Annotated in this window: 22 protein-coding genes and 1 pseudogene; 9 read left to right on the top strand and 14 right to left on the bottom strand. The window is 58.5% G+C overall.

The features are described from left to right. Positions 1-118 precede the first annotated feature (118 nt). The 3 genes from BPHYT_RS31505 to speB all read right to left on the bottom strand — a co-directional run bounded on the left by BPHYT_RS31505 (position 119) and on the right by speB (position 4,606). Entirely contained in the window at positions 119-889 is a 771-nt protein-coding gene (locus BPHYT_RS31505) for a DUF3047 domain-containing protein (protein ID WP_012428189.1), read from the bottom strand. 1,022 nt (positions 890-1,911) lie between these two features. Beyond that, positions 1,912-3,285 (bottom strand): purine-cytosine permease family protein, encoded by a 1,374-nt coding sequence (locus BPHYT_RS31510; RefSeq protein WP_041759816.1) that lies wholly within the window; start codon positions 3,283-3,285, stop codon positions 1,912-1,914. 346 nt (positions 3,286-3,631) lie between these two features. Next, on the bottom strand, positions 3,632-4,606 hold the full coding sequence (gene speB / locus BPHYT_RS31515) for an agmatinase (protein ID WP_012428191.1): 975 nt from the start codon (positions 4,604-4,606) through the stop codon (positions 3,632-3,634). A gap of 595 nt (positions 4,607-5,201) precedes the next feature. On the opposite strand from speB, the gene BPHYT_RS31520 reads away from it, so the two are divergent. Both BPHYT_RS31520 and BPHYT_RS31530 read left to right on the top strand, forming a co-directional pair. Next, the gene (locus tag BPHYT_RS31520; RefSeq protein WP_012428192.1) at positions 5,202-6,116 is read left to right on the top strand and encodes a LysR family transcriptional regulator; all 915 of its coding nucleotides are present in this window, start codon (positions 5,202-5,204) and stop codon (positions 6,114-6,116) included. A 1,282-nt stretch (positions 6,117-7,398) separates the two neighbouring features. Then, positions 7,399-7,806 carry a BspC domain-containing protein gene (locus BPHYT_RS31530; RefSeq protein ID WP_012428193.1) on the top strand — a complete coding sequence of 136 codons (408 nt, stop codon included), beginning with the start codon at positions 7,399-7,401 and terminating at the stop codon, positions 7,804-7,806. Between the two features lie 95 nt (positions 7,807-7,901). Here BPHYT_RS31530 and BPHYT_RS31535 read toward each other — a convergent pair whose 3' ends face one another. From BPHYT_RS31535 to BPHYT_RS31545, 3 genes are all read right to left on the bottom strand, one after another. Next, the gene (locus tag BPHYT_RS31535; RefSeq protein ID WP_012428194.1) at positions 7,902-9,161 is read right to left on the bottom strand and encodes a putative Na+/H+ antiporter; all 1,260 of its coding nucleotides are present in this window, start codon (positions 9,159-9,161) and stop codon (positions 7,902-7,904) included. Between the two features lie 112 nt (positions 9,162-9,273). Further along, complete coding sequence (locus tag BPHYT_RS31540; RefSeq protein ID WP_012428195.1) at positions 9,274-10,599, bottom strand: chloride channel protein; 1,326 nt, start codon at positions 10,597-10,599, stop codon at positions 9,274-9,276. A gap of 125 nt (positions 10,600-10,724) precedes the next feature. Beyond that, positions 10,725-11,390: a DUF4396 domain-containing protein gene (locus BPHYT_RS31545; RefSeq protein WP_012428196.1), complete on the bottom strand. Its 666-nt coding sequence runs from the start codon at positions 11,388-11,390 to the stop codon at positions 10,725-10,727. Between the two features lie 366 nt (positions 11,391-11,756). Here BPHYT_RS31545 and BPHYT_RS31550 point away from each other — a divergent pair, with 366 nt between their 5' ends. After that, a complete protein-coding gene (locus tag BPHYT_RS31550) occupies positions 11,757-12,068 on the top strand; it encodes a hypothetical protein (protein WP_012428197.1) in 312 nt (103 codons plus the stop codon). Positions 12,069-12,736: 668 nt separating this feature from the next. Here BPHYT_RS31550 and BPHYT_RS38415 read toward each other — a convergent pair. Next, positions 12,737-12,979 carry a hypothetical protein gene (locus tag BPHYT_RS38415; RefSeq protein WP_148225168.1) on the bottom strand — a complete coding sequence of 81 codons (243 nt, stop codon included), beginning with the start codon at positions 12,977-12,979 and terminating at the stop codon, positions 12,737-12,739. Positions 12,980-13,224: 245 nt separating this feature from the next. On the opposite strand from BPHYT_RS38415, the gene BPHYT_RS38855 reads away from it, so the two are divergent. Together BPHYT_RS38855 and BPHYT_RS39305 are read left to right on the top strand one after the other, a co-directional pair. Continuing rightward, positions 13,225-13,362 (top strand): hypothetical protein, encoded by a 138-nt coding sequence (locus tag BPHYT_RS38855; protein ID WP_167315781.1) that lies wholly within the window; start codon positions 13,225-13,227, stop codon positions 13,360-13,362. An 84-nt stretch (positions 13,363-13,446) separates the two neighbouring features. Then, positions 13,447-13,695 (top strand): mechanosensitive ion channel domain-containing protein, encoded by a 249-nt coding sequence (locus BPHYT_RS39305; RefSeq protein WP_238535696.1) that lies wholly within the window; start codon positions 13,447-13,449, stop codon positions 13,693-13,695. A 671-nt stretch (positions 13,696-14,366) separates the two neighbouring features. Here BPHYT_RS39305 and BPHYT_RS31560 read toward each other — a convergent pair. The 3 genes and pseudogenes from BPHYT_RS31560 to BPHYT_RS31570 form a co-directional block, all read right to left on the bottom strand. Further along, positions 14,367-14,621: a hypothetical protein gene (locus BPHYT_RS31560; RefSeq protein WP_012428199.1), complete on the bottom strand. Its 255-nt coding sequence runs from the start codon at positions 14,619-14,621 to the stop codon at positions 14,367-14,369. 82 nt (positions 14,622-14,703) lie between these two features. After that, positions 14,704-16,572: pseudogene (locus tag BPHYT_RS31565) on the bottom strand (chloride channel protein). 94 nt (positions 16,573-16,666) lie between these two features. Beyond that, positions 16,667-17,092, bottom strand: a complete 426-nt coding sequence (locus BPHYT_RS31570; RefSeq protein ID WP_012428200.1) for a MarR family winged helix-turn-helix transcriptional regulator — start codon at positions 17,090-17,092, stop codon at positions 16,667-16,669. Between the two features lie 654 nt (positions 17,093-17,746). Here BPHYT_RS31570 and BPHYT_RS31575 point away from each other — a divergent pair. After that, entirely contained in the window at positions 17,747-18,076 is a 330-nt protein-coding gene (locus BPHYT_RS31575; RefSeq protein ID WP_012428201.1) for a DUF1840 domain-containing protein, read from the top strand. 596 nt (positions 18,077-18,672) lie between these two features. On the opposite strand, the gene BPHYT_RS31585 is transcribed toward BPHYT_RS31575, so the two are convergent. Together BPHYT_RS31585 and BPHYT_RS31590 are read right to left on the bottom strand one after the other, a co-directional pair. Next, positions 18,673-19,107, bottom strand: coding sequence for a universal stress protein (locus BPHYT_RS31585; protein ID WP_012428202.1), 435 nt, complete (start codon positions 19,105-19,107; stop codon positions 18,673-18,675). A 60-nt stretch (positions 19,108-19,167) separates the two neighbouring features. Beyond that, the gene (locus BPHYT_RS31590; RefSeq protein WP_012428203.1) at positions 19,168-19,353 is read right to left on the bottom strand and encodes a hypothetical protein; all 186 of its coding nucleotides are present in this window, start codon (positions 19,351-19,353) and stop codon (positions 19,168-19,170) included. Positions 19,354-19,802: 449 nt separating this feature from the next. Between BPHYT_RS31590 and BPHYT_RS31595 the strand changes: the two genes are divergently transcribed. Further along, entirely contained in the window at positions 19,803-20,525 is a 723-nt protein-coding gene (locus BPHYT_RS31595) for a YfdX family protein (protein WP_012428204.1), read from the top strand. A gap of 210 nt (positions 20,526-20,735) precedes the next feature. After that, positions 20,736-21,191 (top strand): hypothetical protein, encoded by a 456-nt coding sequence (locus BPHYT_RS31600; protein ID WP_238535697.1) that lies wholly within the window; start codon positions 20,736-20,738, stop codon positions 21,189-21,191. A gap of 54 nt (positions 21,192-21,245) precedes the next feature. Here BPHYT_RS31600 and BPHYT_RS31605 read toward each other — a convergent pair whose 3' ends face one another. Then, positions 21,246-23,036, bottom strand: coding sequence for a glycoside hydrolase family 15 protein (locus BPHYT_RS31605; protein ID WP_012428206.1), 1,791 nt, complete (start codon positions 23,034-23,036; stop codon positions 21,246-21,248). Between the two features lie 56 nt (positions 23,037-23,092). Next, the gene (locus BPHYT_RS31610) at positions 23,093-24,091 is read right to left on the bottom strand and encodes an SDR family oxidoreductase (RefSeq protein WP_012428207.1); all 999 of its coding nucleotides are present in this window, start codon (positions 24,089-24,091) and stop codon (positions 23,093-23,095) included. Between the two features lie 555 nt (positions 24,092-24,646). Here BPHYT_RS31610 and petA point away from each other — a divergent pair. Continuing rightward, positions 24,647-25,267, top strand: a complete 621-nt coding sequence (gene petA, locus BPHYT_RS37605; RefSeq protein WP_012428208.1) for a ubiquinol-cytochrome c reductase iron-sulfur subunit — start codon at positions 24,647-24,649, stop codon at positions 25,265-25,267. Positions 25,268-25,388: the final 121 nt, after the last annotated feature.

Consider the following 25,388-nt stretch of genomic DNA (forward strand, 5'->3'; position numbering starts at 1 on the left):
GGTCGTCTGTCGTCGGCGCGGGGAGAAAGATATCGACTGGCAGCTTCCGGCGAAAGGACTAAAGTTCAGTCACTCCGATTGGACAGACGGACCCAGTTAGTTCGGCTGGTTTGCGTCATCAAGGCCCGGGCAGGAACTCGACGTCTCCGTACCAGGCGCGCGTGGTAGTACCGGTATTATCGGTATCGGTCAGCAGCCCGTAGCCGGTGATTCGTCCAGGCGGTTCGTGAAAGACCCGCTCGTAGTCTTGCACGATATTGCGTCGCACGCTTCGCCAGTGACCTGCATCGCCGGACAGACCAGAAACCACGATCATCTGTACGCGGTTCGTGTGAGGATTGGCAACGACGGCGCCTGGCGCAGCGGTGGTTGACCAGATATACATCAGCGTGGCATAGGGCAGTTCTTCGCCACCCAGGCGCTTTGCCAAGTCCATCTTGGCCCTGTCAAAAAACGATAGCTTGCTCTTGTCGCCATCGAATAGGAACACGAGTCGCGCTGGCGCGTCTTCCTTTGACCCGACGCGGTTGTCGGCGCCCTCGATTGGTCCTTTTGCTTTCCAGCGCCACGCCACGACGGGGGTGAGGACGAGGTCGATATTTCCCTCGTGCATCAGCGCCGAAGCAGAGCGGTTCGCGTCCGCTTGCAGGACGGTGGTGTTGCCGTCGTGAACAAGCGTGTATTGCGTCAAGGGCTTGCCGTGCGCGACCGGCAGGTTCTTCCAGCCTGCGGGCAGCGGTTCGCCGGGCTCGATTGTGGAAACGGCAATACCCGGCTTTTCGTCCTGTGCAAAGAGGGCTGCAGGCAACAGTAGGAGCGCGCCGCATACGGCGAGCCAGACTGGCCCGGCTGGTTCTTTCCGCGCTTGATGGATCGAGGTAAGAGGCATGGCTGGTCGTATTCTCTTTTGGCTAGGACCCATTGTAGTCGGATGAGCCGACGGCATGTCGGCGGAGCCTGTACGCCGGTGGTTATCTGCGGGGTGCCGCGAACCGAACGCTCGCGGCCGACACATTGCGCATTTACACTTCACCATGGATGGACGGGCTGGACCAAGCGTCGTTCTATCGGCGAATCGCCCGGATGGATTAGCAGCGCTATACCACGAGCTCCAACCATGCTATCGCGAACTTCGCTGCCCGATTCTCATCTTGCGGGTCGAGAAGGATGAGTGGATTCCGGTCAATCGAAGCATGGAACTATCCGCGATGATGATCCCGGGGCACGCTTCACACGGGCGGCTGGCACAGGTCGTTCACTCCATGTCGCGATCGCCGCAATTAGGCCTGGACCAGTCGGATCCTGGAAAGAATAGACTTGCGCGCCCCCATTAGCCGTTCGAGGTAGTCTCCATATTGATAGAGCTCCAGCGCGTGGTTCTTGGCCAGTTAAACTTAGGCGGCGACGCTGTCGGTCGTCCAAGCCCCGCAACGTCGCGCGGTGCAAGGTCAGGTGTTGGAAAAAGAAGCGGCGCGGATATCGCCGTAGCATTTCCATGCACGCCCTTTCTGCGTCAAGACGCGGCGCGCCCGGCATCGTCTGAATGTGCCCATGGCGCTGCATAACGCCAAAAACGATCCCGCTGCACGCGATCGTTTGCTCGCTGGTGGTGGCAAGTTCAACGTGCCTTGCCGACATATTCGGGAAAGAACGCCAGTCGAGCTGGTTGTACGAGTCCAGCGCGCTTATCGCCTATCTGGAGCAACGCTTGGCCGGATTCGCGTGATGGAGTCGGCCGTCGCGCGCAGTCGTGAGACTTTTATGAAAGATCCGCAGGGGGCTCGCGGGGTATGCCGATCCCCCAAAGGGCGCTGTCGGACCCTGTACTGTCGTTGGCTGCTCTCCACTCCAACCACGGTTTCAAAGGTGCAGCGGCGATTCTGGCGGTGACGTCGGTTCGGCGCGGGCCACTTAGTCCGGAAGGATCAGTGCCTCAGGCGCCTGTGAGTTTCGGGCCACCAGGGAGTAAAGCAATGCGGGTACGATCAGGCCCACGATCCAGGAGACATCGACGCCGCCGAGCGCCTTCACTAATGCACCGGTGTAGAAGCTGGTCGCGATGAAGGGCATCTGCACCCCCACCCCCAGCACGTAGACCACGATGCCCTTGACATTCCATCGCCCATAACGGCCGGCCGGGTCGAAAAGTGCCGGCACGTCATAGCGCTCCTTAACGACGAAGTAGTAGTCGACCAGGTTGATTGCGCTCCAGGGGGTGAGGAAAGCCAGCAGGAATAACAGGAAAGCGGAGAACTTCCTGAGGAAGTCGTGCTGCCCGGCACTTAACGCCAGCACGGTTGAAAGTCCCACCATCAACACGATGAAGAAGATCCGCACATAGCTTGAGATGGTCCGCTGTCCGCCGAATCCCGTCAAGATGGCCGCAACCGACATGACACTGCCATACGCATTCAGCGTTGTAACGGTGAGCTTGCCCAGCACAATCGTCACATACAGGATGACCGCAACTGCACCGCTGGCGCCCAAGTCCACGATGAAGGACACCTCATGCCCGGCGAAGCGATCGCCCGCAAGCGCAGCGGCGAAGACCCCGAACACCATGGAGATCTGCGTGCCCACCACTGAGCCCATACCAACTGCCAAGAAGGTTTTAAATGCGGGTGTAGAGCGAGGCAGATAGCGCGAATAGTCAGCCACATATGGCCCGTACGCGATTTGCCAGGAGGCGGACAATGAGACGGCCAGCAGAAAGGTTCGCATGCCGAAGTGGCAGTTCTGCAGCAGCGCGCTGATGTCATGCCCCCGAAGCAGGCTGGCGAACAGGTACAGGAACGCCCCCACACCCACAATGCTGGAAAGTCGTCCCATAACGTGGATGGTCCGGTAGCCGAGAGTGGCTAGCACAATCACCATGCCGGAGAACAGCAGGATCGCGCTGGTGTTGTCGATGTGCAGCAGATGGCCAAGCGCCTGCCCGGACAGCACCATGCCGCCAGCGGAAAATCCTACGTACATGATGCAGACGAGCAGCAGCGGCAGAATCGCACCGTACACGCCGAACTGGACGCGGCTGGAGATCATTTGCGGCAGGCCGAGTTGTGGCCCCTGCGCGCCATGCAGTGCCATCACCGCGCCACCCACAATCTGCCCAATTAGCAGGCCGATCAATGACCAGAACACATCACCGCCGAGCACCACGGCTAACGCCCCGGTGACTACGGCTGTGATCTGCAGATTGGCGCCGAGCCACAGGGTAAACTGGCTGGTCACGCTACCGTGCCGTTCTGATTCGGGGATATAGTCGATCGAGCGCCGCTCGATCAGATTGGGCGACGCAGCGCCTGATTTCGCGTGCGAAGGCGCCGGGGATACTGAGCCTGATGTCGAAGTTTCCACTTTGTCTCCTGGATATAGGGGCGCCTTGCCGCCAGTCGATCGGCGGCTGGCCACTGTCTGGGCCTCGCTCCGCGCGTGGCATGTGGGCGAGCGGCGCCGGGCGCTACAACCGAGCGCTGAAGGAACAGATCATTGGGGACGCATCTTCGATGGTTCGGAGAAAGTTCGGGCACCGGTTATCAAGTTCAGGATGCCTGTTCGTTGCCTCCCGCACCGTAGTCCGTGCCCCACTCCATTCAGAAAATGGCGTGGATTCCACCGATATGCCCCCTCCTTAACGTTGCTTACGCTGACTAACACTCTCTGCCAGAACGCACAGAATTTCGAACATCAGTGTGGCGCCGACCAACGCCGTATTACCGCTTGGGTCGAACGGTGGCGACACCTCCACGACGTCGCCGCCCACGAGATTCAGCCCTCGCAAGCCACGAATCATGTGCTGCGCCTCCAGTGTCGTCAGCCCTCCAATCTCAGGAGTCCCCGTGCCGGGAGCGAATACCGGGTCGAGCGCGTCGACATCGAACGTCACATATGTCGGACCGTCGCCCACCACCCGACGAGCCTCCTGAATGACCGCATCGATACCCATTGCATGAAACTCATCGATATCGATCACGCGAATGCCTTCGCGCTCGCCCCAATCGTTCTCGCTGTCGTTGTAAAGCGCGCCGCGAATGCCGATCTGCACGGTGCGCTTCGGGTCCAGCAGGCCTTCTTCGATAGCCCTTCGGAAAGGCGTGCCATGGGTATAAATGTTGTCGCCGAAGTATCGGTTCCATGTGTCCGTATGGGCATCGAAATGCACCATGCCGAGAGGACGATCCTTGGCCAACCCGCGCATGATGGGTAATGTCACCAGGTGATCCCCGCCCACCGACAAGGGCGCAATGCCAAGCTTGCATACCTCATCGTAAAATCCGGCAATGCGGTTGAGCGAGTCGATCAGGTCAACAGGATTGACCGGTGCATCTCCGAGGTCCGCGCAGTTGCATAACCCGAAGGGATTGATATTGCTGGACCGGTTGACGTTGCGCACCATTGTGGAAATGTCGCGCACCTGACGCGGTCCGTGCCGTGCCCCGGGACGGTTGGTGGTGCCGCCATCCCACGGCACGCCAATCAGGCCGATATCCACGTCCTTGATACTGTTGTTCGTGAGTTCCATGTGAGGTAATCGCATCAATGTAGCTACGCCGGCATAGCGGGGCATCATCGTGCCCGTGACTGGGGCAAATTTGTTTTCTTTCATGATCGGTTCCTTGTGGCAAGAGACATACGGCGCCGGTCAGTGGCATAGAGGAAGGTTCATGTGTCCACCGTGCAGCGTTATCGTGAAGATCTCGTGCCGAAATTGGCGGGGGAATCCTGATCTTTCAAACTTCACTTCTGAGTTTGTCAAACCATCGCCGCTTTTCCGCAGCCGTCGTTACCTCATCCTGGGAACCAGGGGTTATCCACAAGCGTGGGAATGACGCGGCCCGATTCCGCATTGGGGGATCAGAGAATTGGGGGAGTCGTTCATTCCGATGGGCTAACGCGGGTATCTGCTAATCGGCCTCCCGCCAGGCTGCACCGTACTCTGTGCAACAGTTGTACGGTTGTAAGCGCTCACCGGCCAGGCTCTTAACGGGCGCGGGCTGTTGAGCATTGCATCCTGGTACTGATTACTGGCAAAGCTCTCGCACTGCCTAAAAACACGACAATCACAGGGTGTAAAGTGGCGCTTTCCAGTTCGATATGCCGTTCGCTTTCACACCAGCGCTGCGCACGCGCAACGTCCACATCACAATCGCACAGCAGGCACCTTAGTCCGCCGCCCCAAGACATCAGATGAGCCCATTGTCATGATCAAAATGACCGACTTCGATCTGCGCTTGCTGCGCATCTTCAAAACAGTCACAGATTGCGGCGGACTTTCCGCAGCTGAATCCGCGCTGAACATGAATCTCTCGACCATCAGCACGCACATTGCAGATCTTGAATCACGTGTGGGCATCAGGTTATGCGAACGCGGCCGGCGCGGATTTCGACTGACTGTCGAGGGTAGCTCTCTATACCAGGCTACCGAAAAGCTATTGGATTCGGTTGAAGAATTTCGCGCAGGACTCGGCGCGCTGCGCCACCAACTCAGCGGGGAACTGACGATAGGAATTGTAGACAACACGATCACCGACCAGCACTCGCATATCGCCACCGCAATTCGCGCGGTCAAACAACGGAGCGGTGACCTGCACATCAAACTGGAAATCAAATCACCAGTGGAAATTGAGGAGGCCATACAGGAACGCAGACTGCATGTCGGCATCGGGCCTTTTCGTAACGTCTCTCCCGGCTTGACCTATGAGCCGCTCTACACCGAAGAACTGCATCTTTACTGCGGAAAAGAACATCCGATCTTCGCATCAGCTCCGATGGATGTCGAGATGGATAACCTCCGCGAACTGGACTATGTGGCGCGCGGGTATATGCGGGAGGCGAAAGAATGGATCGATGCTTCCAGGATCAAAGTCGCAGCTACCGTTTATCACATGGAGGCTGTCGCAGTTCTCGTGCTATCTGGGAAGTTCGTTGGCTACCTTCCTACCCACTACGCCGCGCAGTGGGTCCAACAGCAATTGATGCGTCCGCTGCGCCCCGATGTTCTGAGTCACCATGCCGCCTTTAGTCTTGTGACCCGAAAAGATCGCGAACCGACGCTCGCGGTGCAGGTATTTGTCGAGGCCTTGCGGGCCGATCTGTCGGCCCGCATAACCAGTTAGGGTCGTGCCAATCGATATGCCTCTTTCAGCTGCGTTGGTTGACCCGGAAAGCCAGGAGAAACGGTGAATAGCTCCCATCCAGCGGGACTCAATGGACGATAAAGGAAGAGAGGTAGCCCCGCACGGTCGCTTCGGGCTACTTTGCCGCCAGCGGCATTGGCAAATGCGATGATCCTGGCCCGCGCGAACCTCGGACTTTTCACCAAGGGCAAGTGAGCAATGGCAAAAGCCCAAACACGCGACGCGCCTCGCAGGATCGTTGACTGGGACATACGAAAACGCCGGGCGTGCCACACACCTGCTTCGAAATATCGCTGTGTCAGACTAGCGGTCGCTGGGCTGTTGTCGCGCCGATCAATCTTCGACGCCGGCTTGGCGACAGCGATACCTCTGCATAGTCAGTCCGCCGATCGTGGAGGAGTGAATTAGGCTGTCGATCGCGCCAGCGGTCTTCAACGTCCCGGAAGACGTTGGCCATCACGCTACATGATGCAGGCAGACACTCTCCCGGCGGCGCAGAAAGTCCGGAATCTTTGACACTACATCGGGCTTGCCCTTGTCGCCATGAACGTACGAGCTCCATGACTGCACGCGGATCGCCGGTGCCGTTGCATTAGCGCATTGCATGACGCCAAACTCGCGCACCTGATGCAGTTCACCGTGTTTCCGGTGGAACCTATCATTGATTGCCTGCACCCACGCCGTCCGGTCAGCGAGGACCAGGAACTGCCACCGGATGTCAACACGGGCAAACTGCATCCGATGTCTACTGCAAGCAACCTTTGACAAACGACATATAGATGTGATCGGTGGAACGCTCCCGGAAGAACTGGACATGCGTGCGACCGGTTGCCCGAAAGACGCTGACCCCTATGGGCACACCGCGAAAGAACGTTTCGCCCTGCAGGCGTACAGCGTTACCAGAACTCGACTGGTGCAAACTACGGGTACTACGCTCCCACCGATCGGCAATGCACGCGACCACGGATGTCACACTCTGCCCCGTCACTCCGGAATAAGATGGTGAACCCTCGAACATACCATTCGAGCGGGAGCAGGACGCGAGACCAGCGCATCCCAACATCAGGACAACTACCCACCGTCCCAGGTTCCAGCAGGCAAGCGCATTTTGCATCGTTACACCCTGAAACTGAGGCGCTTCGGATTGAAGCTGACGAGGATCCTACGCAATAGAAGCGACAGGCGTACAGAACTAATCCGAAACGACATGTATACTCATACCCGTTGCCAAACGGACCAATTGCCCAGCTCGGGCCCGACAATGAAGGTTACCACCGCTTTCTTCTTTCTCCTTGTGTGTTGCTGGAGCTATCACCTCGCTCATGCACAGACACCGCCCAAACCTGTGACCGACTACGCCTTTCTAAGACGCATCCACGTTCGCGAGTCGGTCGTCAATTGCATTGCCGCGTTCGACCAGTGGGTGCGAACTGCCCCGCGCTACGATTCGCTCGTCGTGTCAGCGGGGAATGCCCTGCGCGCAAAGGTATTGCCTATATCAGGCATGCCGGGCGCTGACCAGTCTGCCGCCGCGGACGCGACGGTACATATGCAGGCGTTCGCCAAGCTGCGACAGAAATACGTATGGGTACCCGTCACCGCCTCGTGCGGGGTTTGGCACAAGCACGTTATTTCCTTTCTGATCAACCCCGGAACTTCTCGTCCCTGATCCACGGGCAGGCCGATTGCACTTTGCGCCACCACTGGCCACATAAATGATGGTGGCGGGCTGCCGGGGCCCCAGTGGCCTAGGCCACAGGGCATCTACAGCAGTACGAACGCCACACATGCGGTCGCGGTCGGAAGAATGGCACTTGCCAGCAGTCCGAGCGCGCCGACGGACCCGTCGGAGAAGCCACTACGCACGATGGCGAGTCCCGCCGGATTCGGAGCATTGGCAATAACCGTCAGCCCGCCCCCGGTCACTGCACCCGCGACAAGCAGATACTTTGCTTCATGAGACAAACCTTCAATCAGTGAACCGAGATAGGTGATGGCTGCGTTATCCATGATTGCAGTCAAACCGGTCGCGCCAATGTAAAGTACCTGCGCGTCCATGGACCGAACAATCGGCTGAAGCCACCATTGCTGCAGTCCGCCCAGCACGACCAGTCCGCTAAGGAAGAACGCCACAAGCAGACTCTCGCGCAACAACAGGGGCGACTGATACCGTTCGTATGCCTGCGTGAACCCCAGAAAGAATAGAAAGGCGGCGACAAATATGATCGCGTGATGGGCGTTCAGAACGACGAAGACAAGAAAGCACAGATGCGTCAGCGTGACTCCAATCGGGACGGATTCTTCCTCAATCGGTCCGGCACGCGCGCACTCAACCAACGGAATTTGACGCGCAATGGCAGTCAGCAGCACCGTCGCATTGACCGCGACGGCGATTGCAGCCTTCCATCCGAAAGTCGTCGCCATGAAGGCGGTATTCCAGCCCCATGCCGAGGCAACCATCAGAACGGGCGGCGCAGCATAAGCTGTCAGCGTGCCGCCGATCGATATGTTGACGAAAAGCACCGCGAGCGCGCTGTACTTGGATGACTCCCTGACGGGGAGCAGGAAAAGACGGTCGCGCAGTAGCAAGGCCGCAAGCGTCATGGCCGCTGGCTCGGTGATAAAGGATCCCAGAAGGGGCACGATGCTGAGCGACAGCCAGATTATCGCCAGTTCGGAGCGCAGGGGCGTAAACCGCGCGACGGTCAGCAGCAGCCGGGAGACTGCCAGCAGAACCGGCCGGCTCGCGGCGATGACCATAATAACGAACACAAATGCGGGTTCGGTGAACTCGCGTGCCTCCAGATAATCAACGACCGCACCTTTACCCGACACCACCCATATGACGATACAGAGTATGAGCGCCCAGAATCCAAAGATCACCTCCACCTCGCCCAGGAAGTGAAACAAGCCTGCATGCGTGGGATACGGTGTCGCTAGCCTCTGGATCTGCTTACCAGCGAAGGTATGGATCAGAGCAAGTGCGAAAATGCAGGCAGCAGCGACTTCGATTGCATAAGACATCCGTCAGGCGATCCTTGGTGTCAGGGGGGCGTGAATTTCTGTCATCTGCCGTCCGATGAAGAAGATGTTCGGAAGGCGATTCGAACCTGGTGCCGCAATCGACGCGCGCACCTTATGAGGCCTGCTTTGCGCCACCGCTGCTGTAGCGCTCAGACAACGCCTCATATAACGGCGGCGCAAATAGCCGCGAAACCTGGCTTGCTATCAACGCGGTCGCCATCAGAGAAATCACAAGGGCATGTCCGTTGATCATCTCGATCACAATGACAAATGATGTAATCGGACTTTGCGTGACGGCAGCAAGATAGCCGACCATGCCGAGCGCAATCAGCATCGGCAATTGCATCTGGGAGAACACGAGGTGGAGCGCATTGCCGATGCCTGCACCGATCGCGAGGGACGGTGCAAAAAGCCCTCCTGGCGCGCCGGGGAGATACGATCCGATCATCGAGGCCATCTTGAGTACCGGATAAAGGATCGTCAGATGAGCGCGTCCGTCAAGCATGTCCCTTGCTTCGACGTAGCCGCTTCCAAAAGTGTGGCCACCGGAGAACACGCCGATCGCGGCGATGACCAGCCCGCAGCCGGCACCGAACAGAATCGGGCGATGGGAGCGGCAGTCCAGGATGATGGATGGCATCCATCGACGGGTATTCAGAAGCAGCCAGCAGAAGATGCCGCCGGCGCTTCCGGCAACGACGCCAATGAGGACGACTGCGACAGCCAGCAGATCGGGAAAACCCGTTCCGATGTCGATCGTTCCGAAATAGGTATAGTTTCCCTGGATGCCGAGCGAAACGATACCGGCAAAGATGATTGCAGTGATAAGCACGCCACTCGTGCGCTGCTCGAAACTGCGGGTCAACTCCTCAATGGCAAAGACCACACCCGCCAGCGGTGCATTGAATGCGGCTGAGAGGCCTGCAGCGGCGCCGGCTAGCGCCAGTCTGCGCTCCAGTGCACCGCCTCGCATCGCACGAAACCGCTTCGGATAAAACGACCGCAGATTGAACATCAACGCCGCACCAACATGAATCGTCGGCCCCTCGCGTCCGATGGTAAATCCGCCGAGCATGGCGAGAAACGAGACGAGTATCTTGCCGAGGAGGATCCCAGGCGTCAGAAGACGCTCTCCAATCCCACCGCGGTCGTGCAAGGTTGCAATGACTTGCGGAATACCACTACCTTCGGAACCGGGGAAGAAACGTAGCGTCAGCCAGACGCAAATCGCGCTTATAGCAGGTGTGACCAGTAGCGGTAGCCACCGATATCGGGCGACGTACTGGAGAAATTCGCTGTAGCCAAAGTCAATGAGTCGTGCGTACGCGACCGCAACAAGCCCGACTGCCACTGCACCGAGCCAGAAAACACCGTAGTGAAGCCACAAGCGGTGCGCCCGCTGGAGAGTTTGTCTGTCAATAAGAGAGCGCAGCCGCATGGCGTCCAGTGAAAAAAGTAAACTGCAAGTTTAAATGCCGCAGAAGGATCTGGAGAACAGCGCCAACCAGATCGGACATCGCGGGCTTGCCGGGCGCGTCAGATTCGGCCATCCTGAATCCGAATTCACATCCGCTCCTTGATGCCCTTGCGGATCAGCCACCAGTTGACGGGATACGTTGTCAGGAAGCCCACGATCATCGCGACCTGCATCATCAACCAGTACGCCCAGTCGGTGGGCTGCAGGTCTGGATAGAGCGTGACGCGAAAAGTCATCCAGGCAAACATCCCGATTTCGTAGGCGACAAGCGAAAGCGTGTCGATCTTTACCGCAGTCACGATGCCGTCCATCAGGTTCAGGCCACGCATCGGTGCGACCGAGAAATACTGGAAAACGATCCCGAAGAGATACGCGAGCACAAAGCCGATCAGCATTTTCCCGATCAGATCAGAGCCAAAGAGCGTGAACGACAGACCAAATGCCAGCCAGTCGCCAACGAAATCGCCCAGGGCACAACCCGAACCGCAATGCGACGCGCCTGAAAACGTTGCCTGCCACATGGGCTTCTTACTGTGACCCGGATTTCGCGCCGGCCCCGCCCGGCCGAACCAGTAGTAGAAGATAAGACCCAGCGGCCCCCAGTAAAGCATGGTCAGCGGCCAGACAGCCTCCATTATCTTCATGTGCTGTCGCTGTCCCCGAAGGAATATATCAACGAGGACCCAGGCTGCCGATGCAACCGACAACCCGATGAACAGCTTCGCAATCCCATCCAGCGTATCGTGCGTCATATAAGGTCATCTGCAAATTTGATCCCCGACGCAATGGACGTTCCAGACACCCGGTATCGCGGCAGACCAAAAATTCCAGTGGCCGCCTTCGCAGCAGCACATGTGATACGCGTTACTGTACGCTGCACGTCCTCTAACCGGATCTGCCCAGGATGGCTATGCGGTGGTCAATGCATTCGGCACACACGACCGACCGCAAAGAGTTCTTCAACGTGCGGGTCTGTCAAGACAGCCTGAACAGGCGATCGCCAACGGCCCAACGACTGTGCCCGGAGGATACGGTATCGTCCACTACGCCTCCCGTCGGGATATCAGCGAAGCCCTCCCTGTGCCGTTAAGCACGAGAACATAACCGGATGTACCCGAATGAGCATCCACACCGCCTCACAACTCCTGTCTGAACGGAACAATCGAAAGAGACCCGAAAACCCGCTGGTCGCGATGATCGAACAACGCAAGCTGCGCTCGGCTGACCAGGTGGAACGCTCACTTCCGGACTTGTCTAGCGGTACGGCCTTCGACGCGCACTCCGTTGCCCTTGAGCTCGCCGCATTGGTCGCCGGCGGCCATTGCACGGGGTGCTACTGCCAGAAGCATAAAAAAGAAAGTAAGAGGTATGCCGATCGTAACTGCGGGGAATTTCGTCACCCGCATGTCCAGTCGACCAGATTGACCTAACAGCTAATGATTGCGCACGTCAGTGGCATCAGAACAAAATCCAATCATCCAATCGAGGTTGGTCGACGCCTGCGTAATTTATCGAGAAAATTGCACAGGAATGCAGCCCCGTCTTCTTCAGACGGGTCGCACGGCCACTCACAGGGATTTCCTGCGCAGAAAGATTCATCGCGCTGGTCACCAGCAGACAGGATCCAGTCGGGCGCTATCCAGGCAGCCGGCGCTCCCGCATAGATGCAATGAAATCCGTCGGCTGTTCGGTAATCGACATTCCAGGTTTGCTCCTGTCGGAACTCTAGAATTGCACGGTTTTTGCGCCGGAACTGGACCGCATCGAGCCTTCTGCGTTGGCTCGCATGTTGGTCTCCACGCGATGCAACAAGGGCTCCTCATTTACGCGGAGCCTGACGAATCTTCAGTCGTGCCGTAAAGCTGAAGCCAGCTCTGAATTGCTGCGCGACCAGCATCTCAAAGAATCCAGCAAATGCGTCGGCCTTCCTTCGCCCACGCTGGCGCCGTTGTGCGCCCAAGCCCCCCCCGAAACCGCAATGATCGTCGCACGCCGGTGCCCTGGAACGCGGTTGTGCCTCGATCTTGGTCACATGAGGTCGAGTGCCGGTGGGGCCTGAAGGGATGCCAACATTCCGTATCGCTTTACGAGCAATGACCTAGTGTTTGCTTAAACGGCGACGCAACGAAGCACGCGCATGTTCGAGCGCCTGGTCGAGTGCAACTCGCTCGGTCACCCCAGATTGGCCCGACGTCGTGAATGGTTCGACGCAGGCATACACGGTCTCGCCTGACACCGCATGCCTTGCCATGGTGTCGACCCATACGCATCCCGCAGCGCACTCGTCCTTCGATGTCTCACTGATGATTTCAAAATCAGCATAAACGGCTGAGTCTTTCATGTAGCCCCCACCCCCAAACCGGCGACCGATGTCAACCTCTCAAGTCTCCCGGCGAGATATCACATTCCGCTGGTCGATCACGCCGCTCAAACCATTCACACCCTGACCCAATCCATTGCGGCGAAAACCATCGACGGCGCAGGCCGCCGCTAGCGCCGGGTTGCGAGACACCTTGCCAACCAGTCACCGAGGCCGTCAGACGCGCACCGCATATCTTATTATATGTCACCATGTGATGCAATTCCATGATCGACCAAATTTTTGTCCTTCAGTTGCGCGCCAAAATCGTCTGCGCCCCATCAGCTTTGATTGCTGAGAACGTGTTTCAGCTTTACGCGAAACCTGAGGCGCCGAGTGACAAAGCACTGGATCGCATCGCGTGAGGATTGCGAACTTCGGGCCCAGGCATACCGTCACCCATGTTCTCGTGGCGGCACACGCAACCTTGTTCGTGCCGGAATTTCTGATTGTCCGCCTCAGCGTTATTCGGGGCGGTGTCCGTCCTTCAGAGCCCTCGCTACGACCTGTTTGCCTCGCCTGCGATTGGTCTAGGCGAGCCGTTAGAGATCGGCAACTTCATCGTGTTCGGCGATATTGCCGGCAGCATTGAATATATCGGACTCAAGACCACACGCGTCCGCAGTTTGAGCGGCGAGGAAATCGCTTGCAGCAATACCGAAATACTCAAGAACACGATCCACAATACAAGCGCATGACGCAGCGGCGCATTGTCTTCGGGTTTCGCGTGACCTGTGACACGACTCCGGATCAGTTGCGTGCGAACCCGACAGATCCGCAGGCAGTAGAGGATGCGGGTGATACGCGCTTTGATCGTGCTCGCTAGCCGTTTGGGGACAGCTCGATGGACTTCGAGGTCGTCTGTTACGTCGCCGATCCTCCGTTCAATACCTACATGAAAATCCAGCGGAAAATCAATCTCAGCCTGATGAGCAAGTTTTCCGACGCACGCGTCAAATTTGCGTTCCCAACCGCACGCGTCACGTTGCCAGTGCTCCGGAGGGGTCACTTCGCGCAGTCAGGCAGCGTTCCAGAACTAATGCCCACGCCCCCGGCGTTGCCGCAAGCGGACGGCAGATGGCTTGCGCAGCCACGCCCGTCACGCCACGACGGAGTGCGTTTCTGCTGGCTGCGCAAAAAAAGCCCGGCATTGCTGCCGGACCGTAGAAAGGTTGCCCCTCACTGTGTGGGGCTACCCTGACGTGAATCACGACGCCGCCCTTGCATGCAGATTCGGTATCGGATGACTGAGACTAGTAATGCTTTATTAAATGCAGCTTAAGCGCTACGAAACCTGGTGCCAACATTCCAGTGACTGTCGCTTGCTTTCGTGTCTCCCTAAGTTCCAATGACCTCGCTCGCCGGCGAGTCATAACCCGATGAAATACGTTTCCACCTCCATTTCTTCCGACCATAGCTGAACGTCAAGCATCTCGCCAAATTCCACGGCGACACCGTGATACATGCAGCAGAACCCCTGTGCCGTCCGGTAAACAATCACCCATTCGGAATCGGCAGTTGTCCCGGTCTCTGACTGGGCGGCCCATACCCGCCGGAACATCTCGAGATGCAGTGCCTTGCCAAGGCGTTTGCACATTGCCTCTGTATCGTGTACGAGTTTCATCGGTCTTCCTCCTTCGACAGCAGCGCACTGCGGGCTGCGGTCACGAAAGCAAAATGGTCGCGAAAATCGGGGCTTCCCTAGCTTAGCCCGGGAAAATCCTGATGCTCCCTGCCACAGCATCCGCTATGTGCTCTTTCGCTATGACGCCAAGCACGCGCGCTGGAGCATTTGCGTCGCGTTGCGTTAGCACGACCGCCATCACTGCGTGTTGCTTCCAGAGCCTGGAGATAACGCTGAAGGCGACATCCTTTTCCTGCACCACGATGAAATTACGCTGGGCCAGCGTCCCCAACTCGATACCCGAGTCGCTCTGACTGACCGCGCGCCGCAGCCCCGTATTGATGCGCAACACGCCATAGATCTCCTGCTGCCTCGTCACGACAATATGCCGGAACGCGGGACCTTCAAGATGGGCCATCAGGTCACGAAAAGGTACCCTCCCATCGAGCACCAGTACATCAGTCTCCATGACGTGGGCGGCGTTTTGAACGAGAAACATGTTGGCGTGCAAGGCATTGGGAATCGGATGCCCTCGCCGCACGAGCTTGAGCGTATAGATACTCTCAGGGGAAAACAGCCGACGCGCGCCCAGGCTGAATGCCACCGCGATAATCATTGGCAGCACGATGTCGTAGTCCCGCGTCATCTCGAAGATCATGGCCACGGCCGTCATTGCCGCCCCCGTCCCGCCGCCCACCATGGCACCCATGCCCACCATTGCGAAGGCCGGCACGCTGACGGGAGCGCCCGGCACGGCCATTGTAATGAAGGACGCAAATGCGGCGCCGAGCGCCGCGCCGATGAAAAGCGACGGCGAGAACACGCCACCTGAGGAGCCAGATCCAAGACTGACGGACGTCGCCAATGTCTTGCAAAGGGCGAGTAACAGGAGAAACCCACCTCCCTGAAGCTGACCGTAAAGGGTTGCCTGAATGGTCGCATATCCCACACCCTCAACGTAGTAGTGTCCCGCGTAGCGCCACAGCAGGTACATCGTCAGCCCGACAATCAGCATGCCTAGCGCGTGGCGCCGGTAACGTCCGGGTACCTGGTCGAATGCATCTTCTGCCCAATGCAGCGAACGGATCAGCAATGCGGCCGCCGCGCCGGTAATTCCGCCCAGCAGCGCATAAAGCACGAGTGTCAGGACGCCACCCGGTTCGTTCGAGATCGCGCCCAACTGTGCGGGCACGAAAAACGCAGGCGCTGCGCCGAAAAACAGGCGACCGAGAAAAGTCGCCGTGCCTGTGGCTAGAGCCACAGGCAGAAACGTGTTAACACTGATCTCAGGCATCATAAGTTCGGTAGCGAACAGCACGCCACCGATTGGCGTATTGAAGGTCGCGGCGATACCTGCGCCCGCCCCCGCCGCAACGAGCGTAATGCGCTGTCACGCGGTCATCCGGACCAGTTGCCCGAGTGTTGAACCGAGCGCCGACCCTATCTGGATGATCGGGCCTTCACGCCCAACTGCCGCGCCGGATCCGATCGCGAGTGCCGACGCAATCGATTTCACTACAGCGACTACAGGCCTGATAACACCACGCTTGTAGTAAATCGCATCCATTACTTCTGGTACGCCATGCCCTTTTGCTTCCGACGCAAATGTGCTCACTATCCACGTGACAGCGAGGCCGCCCACAACAGGAACGAGAATCACGAACATGCCCCAAGGGGACGCCGGGGTGAATTGACTCGCGTCGTACATGAACGAGAACCGTCCGAGAAAGAAGGCATTGTGGACGAGCCCTATCAGTGCGCGAAATACAACGGCGCCTAGCCCGGTTACGATACCCACGGCGAAGGCAAGTACGCATAGCCAACGCAGACCAACCGGGGCGCCCGAATCGTCTTCCTGCTGAGTTGACTGCTGGGGCTGCGCTGCCGACACCTTGACGTGCCGAGGATTGATGGTCGCTGAACTTTCAGTCTGATCCGGTCCATCGCTCATGTCCTGACTCCGTCGAAGCAAGAATTGCTCTGTACACAGCGTAGGGCACGGAACTCGTTGCTACCAGAGAAATGATGGCCGCCTGAATGCGGCATCAAGGCGTGTCGGCGTCAGACTTGAAAGCCCATCCAAAGGACTGGATCTCGGTCTTGTGCAGCAGCGCGAGCCTCCCTAGACACTGCCGGCCCTTCTTTAACAGGTGCACCTCCACCTGCCGCCGGTCTTCTACGCTTGGCCTGCGCGCAACAAGGCCGGCCGCCTCACAACGGGAAACGAGCGCCACTGTTCCGTGCGGAGACGCCTGCAGCCGCTCCGCCAGTTCCCCGACGGTCGCCCAGTCCCGGCCCGCGAAGCCGCCGATATGCAGCAGCAACATATACTGCAACGGTGTGATGCCCTCTGCGTGCACTATTTCTTCCGAGAAATGCAGGAAACGCCTCAGCTGATAGCGGAAATCGGATAACTCCTGCAGCTCCCTCTTGGTCAGCTCGTCAGGGCCGTGGCGTTTTTTTGAAACCATGATCCTGTTCTCCCGTGTCGTTGCCAGAATTGAAATATGTCATCCCGTGACCTGACTAGATGTCGGTCGCTGACCGTTTGGCCTCATCCCAGATGATACTGAACAGGCGGCCAGCTGCGCCACAGCAGCCTGCTGGACGGGCTCCGTGCGATGGATGGCAGTAGTTCCGCGTGGCCCGATGCCAGCGGGCACCCCAACGTCCGTGACACATCCGGGCTTTGCCACGGCGCCCGGCCCGCCGGCGCTCACCGGCGGCGCCAGGATCGCCGGAAGCGACCCGCCCCTGGTAGCCTGAACAGCCACCTTGCGCGAAGACTGGCACAACGAAGACGATCACCACCCGCTCCTGCCGAAAAGCTTCGTTCCGCCCCCGTGCACCCGCCGGAGCGCAATGCTATTGGCATCAGTCACGATGTGACATAAACTGGAAGTGAGACCTCCTATGGATGGAACTCAGGCGAGGTCATCGGGGCCAGCACTCACGACCGGCAGCTTGCAGAGCGTCCATGGGGCGGCGTTCACTACCTGGTCAAACCTGGCAGCCGGCTCCAGCCGCGCAGGAGGTTTGCTGCGCGAGCGCGCCAGGTGGGAATGGCGAGTCCGCCGGCTGGCAGGCTGCTATTTAACTATCGGCACGTACAGGGAGATCTCATCATGCTGGTTACTTTCCGTTCACCGGCCTCGCCCGACGTAATCATGCTCAAGAATCTCGCCCAGTATCTGCTGGGACTTATCGGCAAGCATCTGGAGACTATAGGAGTCATTCAGCACGCTGAACTGTCCCGGGCAATTAATCGGTTGGAGACCGCGATCTCTGAAGAAGCACAGGCGGATGTCGCACTCGAATCGCTCTATCACGTGCCAGATGCGCATGGCCACACGACGGGCGAAGATCACCGGGGCCTTGCTCAGCGGGCGTGGCCACTGCTCGATATGATGCGTGAAGCGAGCCGACAGAATGTTGATATTATTTGGGGGCTCTAGTGGTAGCAGGCGTTGCCAGACGGGTTCAGAGCAACCTGATGGTTTCCGTAGCGCGATGCGCAGGGCATTGATGCGGTCGCATTCTGCCCCTCGGATCTGACTCCAAAACGGACCTCGCCAAACACATGTCCCGGATTTCTCTTCTTCGCGCAGCGGTTGCCCCAGCTGTACTCGCGCTATTCTGCCTCTGTACAGACCTGTCACATGCCATGTCTCGGAACGAGGTTACTTCAGTCGCGCCAGGCCCGGTGCCCGCTACCCGATGGATCAAACGGGCGGTCCTTCCGGATAACAGTGTGCCAGGATGTCCCTGCTATTCAACAGGCGTTGCAGCCAGAATAGTGGACGTTTATGGACTGGGTGCGCTAGGCGTAATGGCGGAAGGGCCCTTTGTCCTGCCGCGGTGGCATATTCGCGCTTTCCACGCCGACTCGAACCCCAACCGATGGCACCCCGTGAAGCAGGACGAACTTTACCCTGCCCGCGGCCAGCATGTCCTGTTCGCTTGGCCTGAGATCTGACCGCAAGCCTGCGTTCGGGTCAACCTCCGGCTTGGCGGGCAACCTGTCGTCCCCGGGACAGTGCCAAGTCATCACCTAGTCGATGACTTCAAACAGCACGCCACACGATACACGGTCCAGCAGCGCCAGATGACTTCCGCCAGCCAGCCAGCGCGTCACAAATCCTCCGTGTCGGTGGCCAATCACAATCAGATCCGCGCTCAAGGAATTGGCAAGATTTGAAATCTGTTCGGTCGCATCGCCCACCGCAGAATGCGCCGTTGCGCTTACCCCCCATGACTGCAGCTTTGCGATACCTTCCTGCAGTATTTGCCTCGCGGCATTTTCATCAATGTCGAATTTCATAGACGAAAACGCGTCGTAGCCTGCTGGCCACCATGCCAGATCAAGAATGGCCAAAAGGTGCGTCTCGGCATCGAGGTGCCTGGCCAGTGCAGCGCCGCAACGTAATGCCCGCTGCCCTTCGGGCGTCCCGTCATAACAAAGAAGAATCCGGTCGAACGGCGCCATTGTCGCCTCCCACGCGGGCAGGTCTCGTGTTCAAGGGGGTTGCACTTTCCATCGCCACGGTCAGGTGAACATCGGAACCGTTTCGATCAGTACAACGCCCAGCAGCGCCCCAACCAGGGCGCCGATCAGCTTCGGATGCCATCGATCGAGATGAAGCGTGATCAGGAGACTGCCGAAAAGGATCACGCCGAGAAACGCAAACGCGACCACGAGATAGACGAGTTCGAAATCATTGTCGATCACCATGACTTTCTCCGGATTGCGGCATAACGTCCGAAGACGCCGCGACAGTATTGTCAGGACATTGTCATCTGACGGGTCGTGTCGCACCCTCGCTTTATGTCACTCCATGATACATACCGGCAGCATAGACGACCATGAGGGAAACCACCCGTCATAGTGATACGACGGCAACCTCAGACCCGAGTCCCAGCCCCGAACCCTAAAATCAGGTGTTCGAGCTTCACCGATGTGCAAATCGTACTTCTACAGGAAGCAGCCATCGGGGGTTTTGATTGACATTTTCGATTTACATTTAAGGGATGCTTAAGAGTCTGCCTCTACCTTTGAACTGTCGATCACGCCCGTGGACATCCCCAGCGCAAGACGGTCAGTGTCCATCGAATGGCTCACCCGGGCCTTCAGCATTTGCATCTGCAAGCGCTGGTTGCCGTCACTCTTTAAGGAGAGGAAAAATGTTCAATTCAGGCATGAAACGCACGGCAATACTCGTCGCCGCATTTGCAACGTGCGCCTGCAGCTTCGCAAGCGCGAATGCCGCGCAACCCTCCGCCACGCCCGTGTCTGACATCGGACGGCTCTCGGCTAAAGGTAGTCAGGCATTCCAGGACATCCAGCAGGCGCGACTGGCGATATTCAGTGGCCGTCCAGCTCAGGCGACAAAGCTGGTCAAGGAAGCACAGGCGTCGATGAACGCAGCACAGGCGGATGACACCGCGTTTCTGAAAGCAGAGTCAGATCTCAAGACACCACCGTCCATGAAATACCAGTCGAGTTCCGCGAAAAGTACCACACCGGTTTCCTGGCTGCCGGTCGGCGCGGATGTGACGGTCACTGACGACTTCGCCGCCAGACCATCCCAGGCCAAGGCCGTCGCATCCGCAAATGAGCAGTTGAAGAGCGGCAGGCCAGGCGCCGCCATGAAGGTACTCAAACTGGCCGATGTCAACGTGTCCTATACGATGGCGGTCGTGCCGCTCAAGCAGACCATCGCCGACGTCGACAAGGCGGCAGGCCTGCTGTCGATGGACAAGTACTACGAAGCCAATCAGACGTTGAAAGAGGTCCAGGATAGCGTCCGCTATGACTGGGTGGATCTGAAAGCGCTTCCGCAACCGGTCCACGCGGTGGCCAAAAATGATATCGCCGGCCCGGCTTCCGGAACAATGGCCAAATAAGGTTGCGTGCAAACAGCCGAGCCCATCGTAAGCAAGCCGTGCGGAACAGGTATGTGTCCGCTGCAAAGCTTTGAACACTTGCCTTTACAGCTACACTGTGTTCTTGGGCGCACTTTATTTCCTTCGCGCTTTGCGCGATATATCGCGAAGAACCGCTTGCTTCAGGGCTCCTGATTGATAGATCTACCTCGACGCCTTATCGGCGCGGCAGTGTTTCTTGTGCTCATGCAATTGCCCTGGGCCGGATTTTCGTACGCTGCGCAGCCAGCGTTGGCGGACGCACACGTTACTCAGGAGACAGTTACCTCGACCATCTGTCATCGCGGCCATATCTCACGCGTGCTCCCCTCCATTGACGAACAGATCCGTTTAAAGGACATGCTCCTGGAGCAGCGTGGCATAGATCCGTCGGCCGCCGCCGGTTACGCACTCGATTTCCGTCTGCCTGTGCTGCTGGGTGGTTCGCCGGACGCACTGGCGAATCGCGACATCCTTCCATGGGAAGGCGATGCCGGTGAACGCCGCAAGCGCCGGCTCACCGTCTTCCTCAGACACTGTGTCTGCTCTGGCGAGCTTTCGCTGATGCGAGCCCAGGCGGCCATTTCCGGCGACTGGCCGCATCAGTATTCCAACCTCTGGGCATTGACGTGCCAGGATATCAGATAGGCAGCGCCCGCCCTGGCGCTGCGGCGCCGCAAGCCGGTCAGATGAACGTCAGATTCAAAAGCCGCAGGACCGGCCACCGCGCTGCAACGTGGGGCCACTGAGAGCGAGTGCGGCGTTCACAATGGCGAGGTGGGTCAAGGCTTGCGGAAAATTTCCAGCCAGATGACCGCCGGGCACGTTGTACTCTTCTGCCAGCAGGCCCACATCGTTGGCGGCTGCGAGCAGACGCTCGAACTGCTCCCGCGCCTCCCTGTCGCGGCCCTGAAGCTTCATGCATTCCGCCATCCAGCCCGAGCAAGCCAGGAACGCGCCCTCTTTTGGTCCATCTGCGTTGGGCTTCTCGCGTCGAATCAGCCCTCCCTCCGAGAGCTCGCGTTCAATCGTTGCAATCGTCGAGTCCATCCGGGGATCGCCGACGGGAAGAAAGCCGACGAGTGGCAGCAGAAGAAGACTGGCGTCCAGCGCCTGAGAACCGTAGTGTTGCGTGAACGTGCCGAGACCCTCATTCCAGCCTTCACGGCAGATCTCGTCGTGCAACGTCTGCCGCAGCGCTGTGATCCGGTCCAGCACTTCACGACTAACGAGATTGCTCCTCGAGTGGCGACTCACGAAGCGGTCGAATGCAACCCATACCATGACTTTCGAATAAGTGTAATGGCGTGGCTCCGCTCGCGACTCCCACACTCCCGAGCCGACCGTCTGCCAGATTGTCTCGAGATGCTCGACGAGCCTCTGTTCAATAGCGAATTCCTGGTCCGACGACGGGACCCCGCCCCTCCCGGCAAGATCGAGGCAGTCAAGCAGTTCTCCATAGACATCGAGCTGATGCTGCGACGATGCCGCATTGCCGATTCGCACAGGTTTCGCAAAACGGTAACCAGGCAGCGTGTCTACGGTCCACTCGGGCAGGTGCCGTGCGCCGTCAACACGATACATGATCCGCATGTTATCGGGCGAGCCTGCAATGGCGCGAAGTAACCAGTTTCGCCAGCCCTCCGCTTCTTCGTGGTAGCCGGCATTCAGTAACGCTGTGAGGGTAAAACTTGCATCGCGCAGCCAGCAGTAGCGATAGTCCCAGTTCATTTCGCCGCCAGGCGCTTCGGGAAGCGACGTGGTAGGCGCGGCGACCAGACCACCGCTGCGCCGGTGAATCAATGCCTTGAGTGTTATCAGGGAGCGCCGGACCTGAAACGGCCAGTCCGTTTTCGAATTATCAAAACGGCCAATCCAGCCGCGCCAGAAATGCTGGGTCGAGATGAGCGCTGCTTCTGCGTCTACAGGCTCTGGTGGCCCGTCTTCCGAACGGGCGTAACTCAGGACAAAAGCAATTCGTTGTCCTTGCGAGACGTCGAAATTTGCAACGGTCGAGTCGGAAGTCACGTGCAGCCTTAGCGGCGAGCGCAACGCAACGAGATTTGGGCCGACCTTCGCTATCATGTCGTCGCCGTCGGCAACACTCCATGGGGGCAACGCGCCGTAGTCGAAACGCAGGCGTAAGGTGCTGCGCACCTTCACGGTTCCCCGCAAACCGGCAACGATACGTACAAGCGACGAAAAAGTCTTGCGCACCGGCATGAAATCTATGATTCTCACCTCGCCATCCGCCGTCTGGAAGTCTGTTTCCATGATCAGCGTATCTTCCTGATAGCGGCGGCTTTGGCCGGTCACTTCGCCGGCGGGTGAAAGCGACCAATGACCGTGGTCGTTTGTCCCGAGCAGCGCCGCAAAACATGCGTCGTCGTCAAAACGCGGCCAGCATAACCAGTCGATCGAACCGTCCTTACCCACTAGCGCAGCGGTCTCGCCGTCGCCCAGCAGGGCATAATCCTCAATCAGCTTGCTCACGCTCCGCTCCCCTATCGCCACTCGCAACGGCGCCGGATTCTGTTTCCGCGTCGACTTTATTTCTCGCGTTTCCTGCCAATCAGGACGCTAATCCCGCCCAGTATTGCGACACCCGTCACCGCCAAGAAAGCGTTGCGATGCCTGTTGGTAAACATTTCCCAGCTTGTCGTCCTCGACCGGCTGTCAAAACGGCCGTGAGCACCATAGTCGCCAGACACAGGTTCAAAGAGGTTGGCAGGGGCATCGGGGGCGAGTGGTTCATCAGTAAGCTGCCCCTTGTAGCCGGCGCTTGCGAGATACCTGTCGATTAGCCCTGGAGCGATGCGATTCGCGAGGATCGCTTTGACGGTGGGAAACCCCACCCAGACCTCACGGCGCCGGTGTGTTGCCGCAAAGAAAATGGCTCGCGCGGCCACTTCCGGTTCATAAATAGGCGCCACTGGCTGCGCCTTTTTCCCCATCTTGTTTAACGCCCAATCAAATTGCGGGGTATTGACAGCGGGCAGGTCAACCGTCGTCAAGTGGACGTCCAGTCCGTCATGAATGATTTCGGACCGCAGTGCATCCGTAAAGCCGCGCACGGCGAACTTGGCTCCGCAATAGATCGACTGGAGCGGCACTGATCGATATCCCAGTGCCGAGCCAACGTTGACAATCGTCCCGCGGTTTCTGGTGCGCATGCGCGAAAGTGCCGCCATCGTGCCGTGCACCTGGCCTAAGTAAGTGACCTTGGTGCCCCGTTCAAACTCCTGCGCGGTAAGCTTCGAGACCGGCGCAAACACCGTGGCCATTGCAACGTTGACCCAGACATCGATTGGTCCAAGCTCCCGCTCGGCCAGCGAGGCGGCCGCCTCGACAGCGTCGGCATCGGCCACGTCCGTCTGTATGCCGAGGCCCCGTACGCCATACGACGCTTTCAGGTCCGCAGCGGCATGGTCGAGCCGGCCTTTATCACGTGACAGCAAAGCGACGTCATATCCGTGCCGCGCGAACTCCGCGACGGTTGCACGTCCGACACCTGCACCGGCTCCTGTCACCACGACAACCTTGGACATAAGATGTTCCTTTTTACGCGCGCAAATAGGTGAGCCGGGTGAGGACGTGTGAACGGCGCGCTAACAAATCGTCATCTACCAAAACTCGTCGCAGCAGTTTTTGTTCCCACGCGCTCGCAATGCCCGCGCTATGCAACCCGATGCGCAGCAACGTCTGAGGTCCATATCGCTCGAACGGGCCGATTACGACGCACGACGCGAAGCCTCGCCCGAACTATCCCGGAAGCACGTTTGAGTCGATAGATCTGCATGTTCAACTTTCGCCGCCGCAGTGCTTTCGTCTGCGGCCGTGGAGACGGCGTCGCGATCGGACTCGCCTGCCCGGACTTTGAAACGAATCTTGCACATGTTCACGTCTGGCCACAACACGTGTCACTAGCGACACGCTTCCATTTATTGCGAAATCACGAGCGGTTTTTGTCGACTTTGATGCAGAGCGTCGAACCTTTCCGTAAGGCACGAGTAGCGTAGATAAAAGCGCTTGAGCCCACGAACTCGCACGCCAATTCCAGATCAAACCGTAATTAGCCCGGGATCTGTTTTCGGGAGCACGTGATGGAATCTGTTCAATTTCCGCATGAAGACATCAACCGCCGCCAGTGGCTGGTCGCTACTTCAATCGCAGGCGGAATTGCTGGCGTTGCAACCCTGTTGCCTTTTGTCGCCTCGATGGAACCATCGGAGAAAAGCAGAGCTGCAGGTGCGCCCGTCACGGTTGATATCAGTCGGCTGCCGCCGGGAGCCATGGCCACGGTCGCGTGGCGCGGAGTGCCCGTTTTTCTCGTCAATCGCACACCGGCAATGCTCAGAGCAGTCGTCACCCCAAACTCCATGGTCGCTGATCCGTCGACAGAGCGGCCTTTCTCGATGCCGATGCCTGACTACTGCAAAAACGAATATCGCTCGCGCGCCGACCATCAGAACCTTCTTGTCGTCGTGGGCGTTTGTACCCATCTCGGGTGCACGCCGCGTCCGCGCTTCGAGGCAGGTCCACAGCCGAACTTGCCGGATAACTGGCCGGGCGGATTTTTATGCCCATGTCACGGCTCGACGTACGACCTGGCCGGCCGCGTGTTTAAAGACAAGCCCACACCGCAGAATCTTGACGTGCCGCGTTTCAGGTTCACGTCATTGACAACGGTCATAGTGGGCGAAGACGAGCGAGGAGAAGCGTAGCCAGGTTGCGAATTCCGGCAACGCCGAACCAATGCAGCCTCAGTCATCGATGATGCTTCGTTGCCAACTCACGCGCGCCGACTGCGCTTACCGCAGTCGGATTGAAAGCCCAAACATTACG

The organism is Paraburkholderia phytofirmans PsJN, from assembly GCF_000020125.1.
Lineage (GTDB): Bacteria > Pseudomonadota > Gammaproteobacteria > Burkholderiales > Burkholderiaceae > Paraburkholderia > Paraburkholderia phytofirmans.

Bases quoted from the DNA above. Each gene is read 5' to 3' on its own strand.
- BPHYT_RS31505 (WP_012428189.1), bottom strand. From the start codon at position 889: ATGCCTCTTACCTCGATCCATCAAGCGCGGAAAGAACCAGCCGGGCCA.
- speB (WP_012428191.1), bottom strand. From the start codon at position 4,606: ATGAAAGAAAACAAATTTGCCCCAGTCACGGGCACGATGATGCCCCGC.
- BPHYT_RS31520 (WP_012428192.1), top strand. From the start codon at position 5,202: ATGATCAAAATGACCGACTTCGATCTGCGCTTGCTGCGCATCTTCAAA.
- BPHYT_RS31530 (WP_012428193.1), top strand. From the start codon at position 7,399: ATGAAGGTTACCACCGCTTTCTTCTTTCTCCTTGTGTGTTGCTGGAGC.
- BPHYT_RS31535 (WP_012428194.1), bottom strand. From the start codon at position 9,161: ATGTCTTATGCAATCGAAGTCGCTGCTGCCTGCATTTTCGCACTTGCT.
- BPHYT_RS31540 (WP_012428195.1), bottom strand. From the start codon at position 10,599: ATGCGGCTGCGCTCTCTTATTGACAGACAAACTCTCCAGCGGGCGCAC.
- BPHYT_RS31545 (WP_012428196.1), bottom strand. From the start codon at position 11,390: ATGACGCACGATACGCTGGATGGGATTGCGAAGCTGTTCATCGGGTTG.
- BPHYT_RS31550 (WP_012428197.1), top strand. From the start codon at position 11,757: ATGAGCATCCACACCGCCTCACAACTCCTGTCTGAACGGAACAATCGA.
- BPHYT_RS38415 (WP_148225168.1), bottom strand. From the start codon at position 12,979: ATGAAAGACTCAGCCGTTTATGCTGATTTTGAAATCATCAGTGAGACA.
- BPHYT_RS38855 (WP_167315781.1), top strand. From the start codon at position 13,225: ATGATCGACCAAATTTTTGTCCTTCAGTTGCGCGCCAAAATCGTCTGC.
- BPHYT_RS31560 (WP_012428199.1), bottom strand. From the start codon at position 14,621: ATGAAACTCGTACACGATACAGAGGCAATGTGCAAACGCCTTGGCAAG.
- BPHYT_RS31570 (WP_012428200.1), bottom strand. From the start codon at position 17,092: ATGGTTTCAAAAAAACGCCACGGCCCTGACGAGCTGACCAAGAGGGAG.
- BPHYT_RS31575 (WP_012428201.1), top strand. From the start codon at position 17,747: ATGCTGGTTACTTTCCGTTCACCGGCCTCGCCCGACGTAATCATGCTC.
- BPHYT_RS31585 (WP_012428202.1), bottom strand. From the start codon at position 19,107: ATGGCGCCGTTCGACCGGATTCTTCTTTGTTATGACGGGACGCCCGAA.
- BPHYT_RS31590 (WP_012428203.1), bottom strand. From the start codon at position 19,353: ATGGTGATCGACAATGATTTCGAACTCGTCTATCTCGTGGTCGCGTTT.
- BPHYT_RS31595 (WP_012428204.1), top strand. From the start codon at position 19,803: ATGTTCAATTCAGGCATGAAACGCACGGCAATACTCGTCGCCGCATTT.
- BPHYT_RS31610 (WP_012428207.1), bottom strand. From the start codon at position 24,091: ATGTCCAAGGTTGTCGTGGTGACAGGAGCCGGTGCAGGTGTCGGACGT.
- petA (WP_012428208.1), top strand. From the start codon at position 24,647: ATGGAATCTGTTCAATTTCCGCATGAAGACATCAACCGCCGCCAGTGG.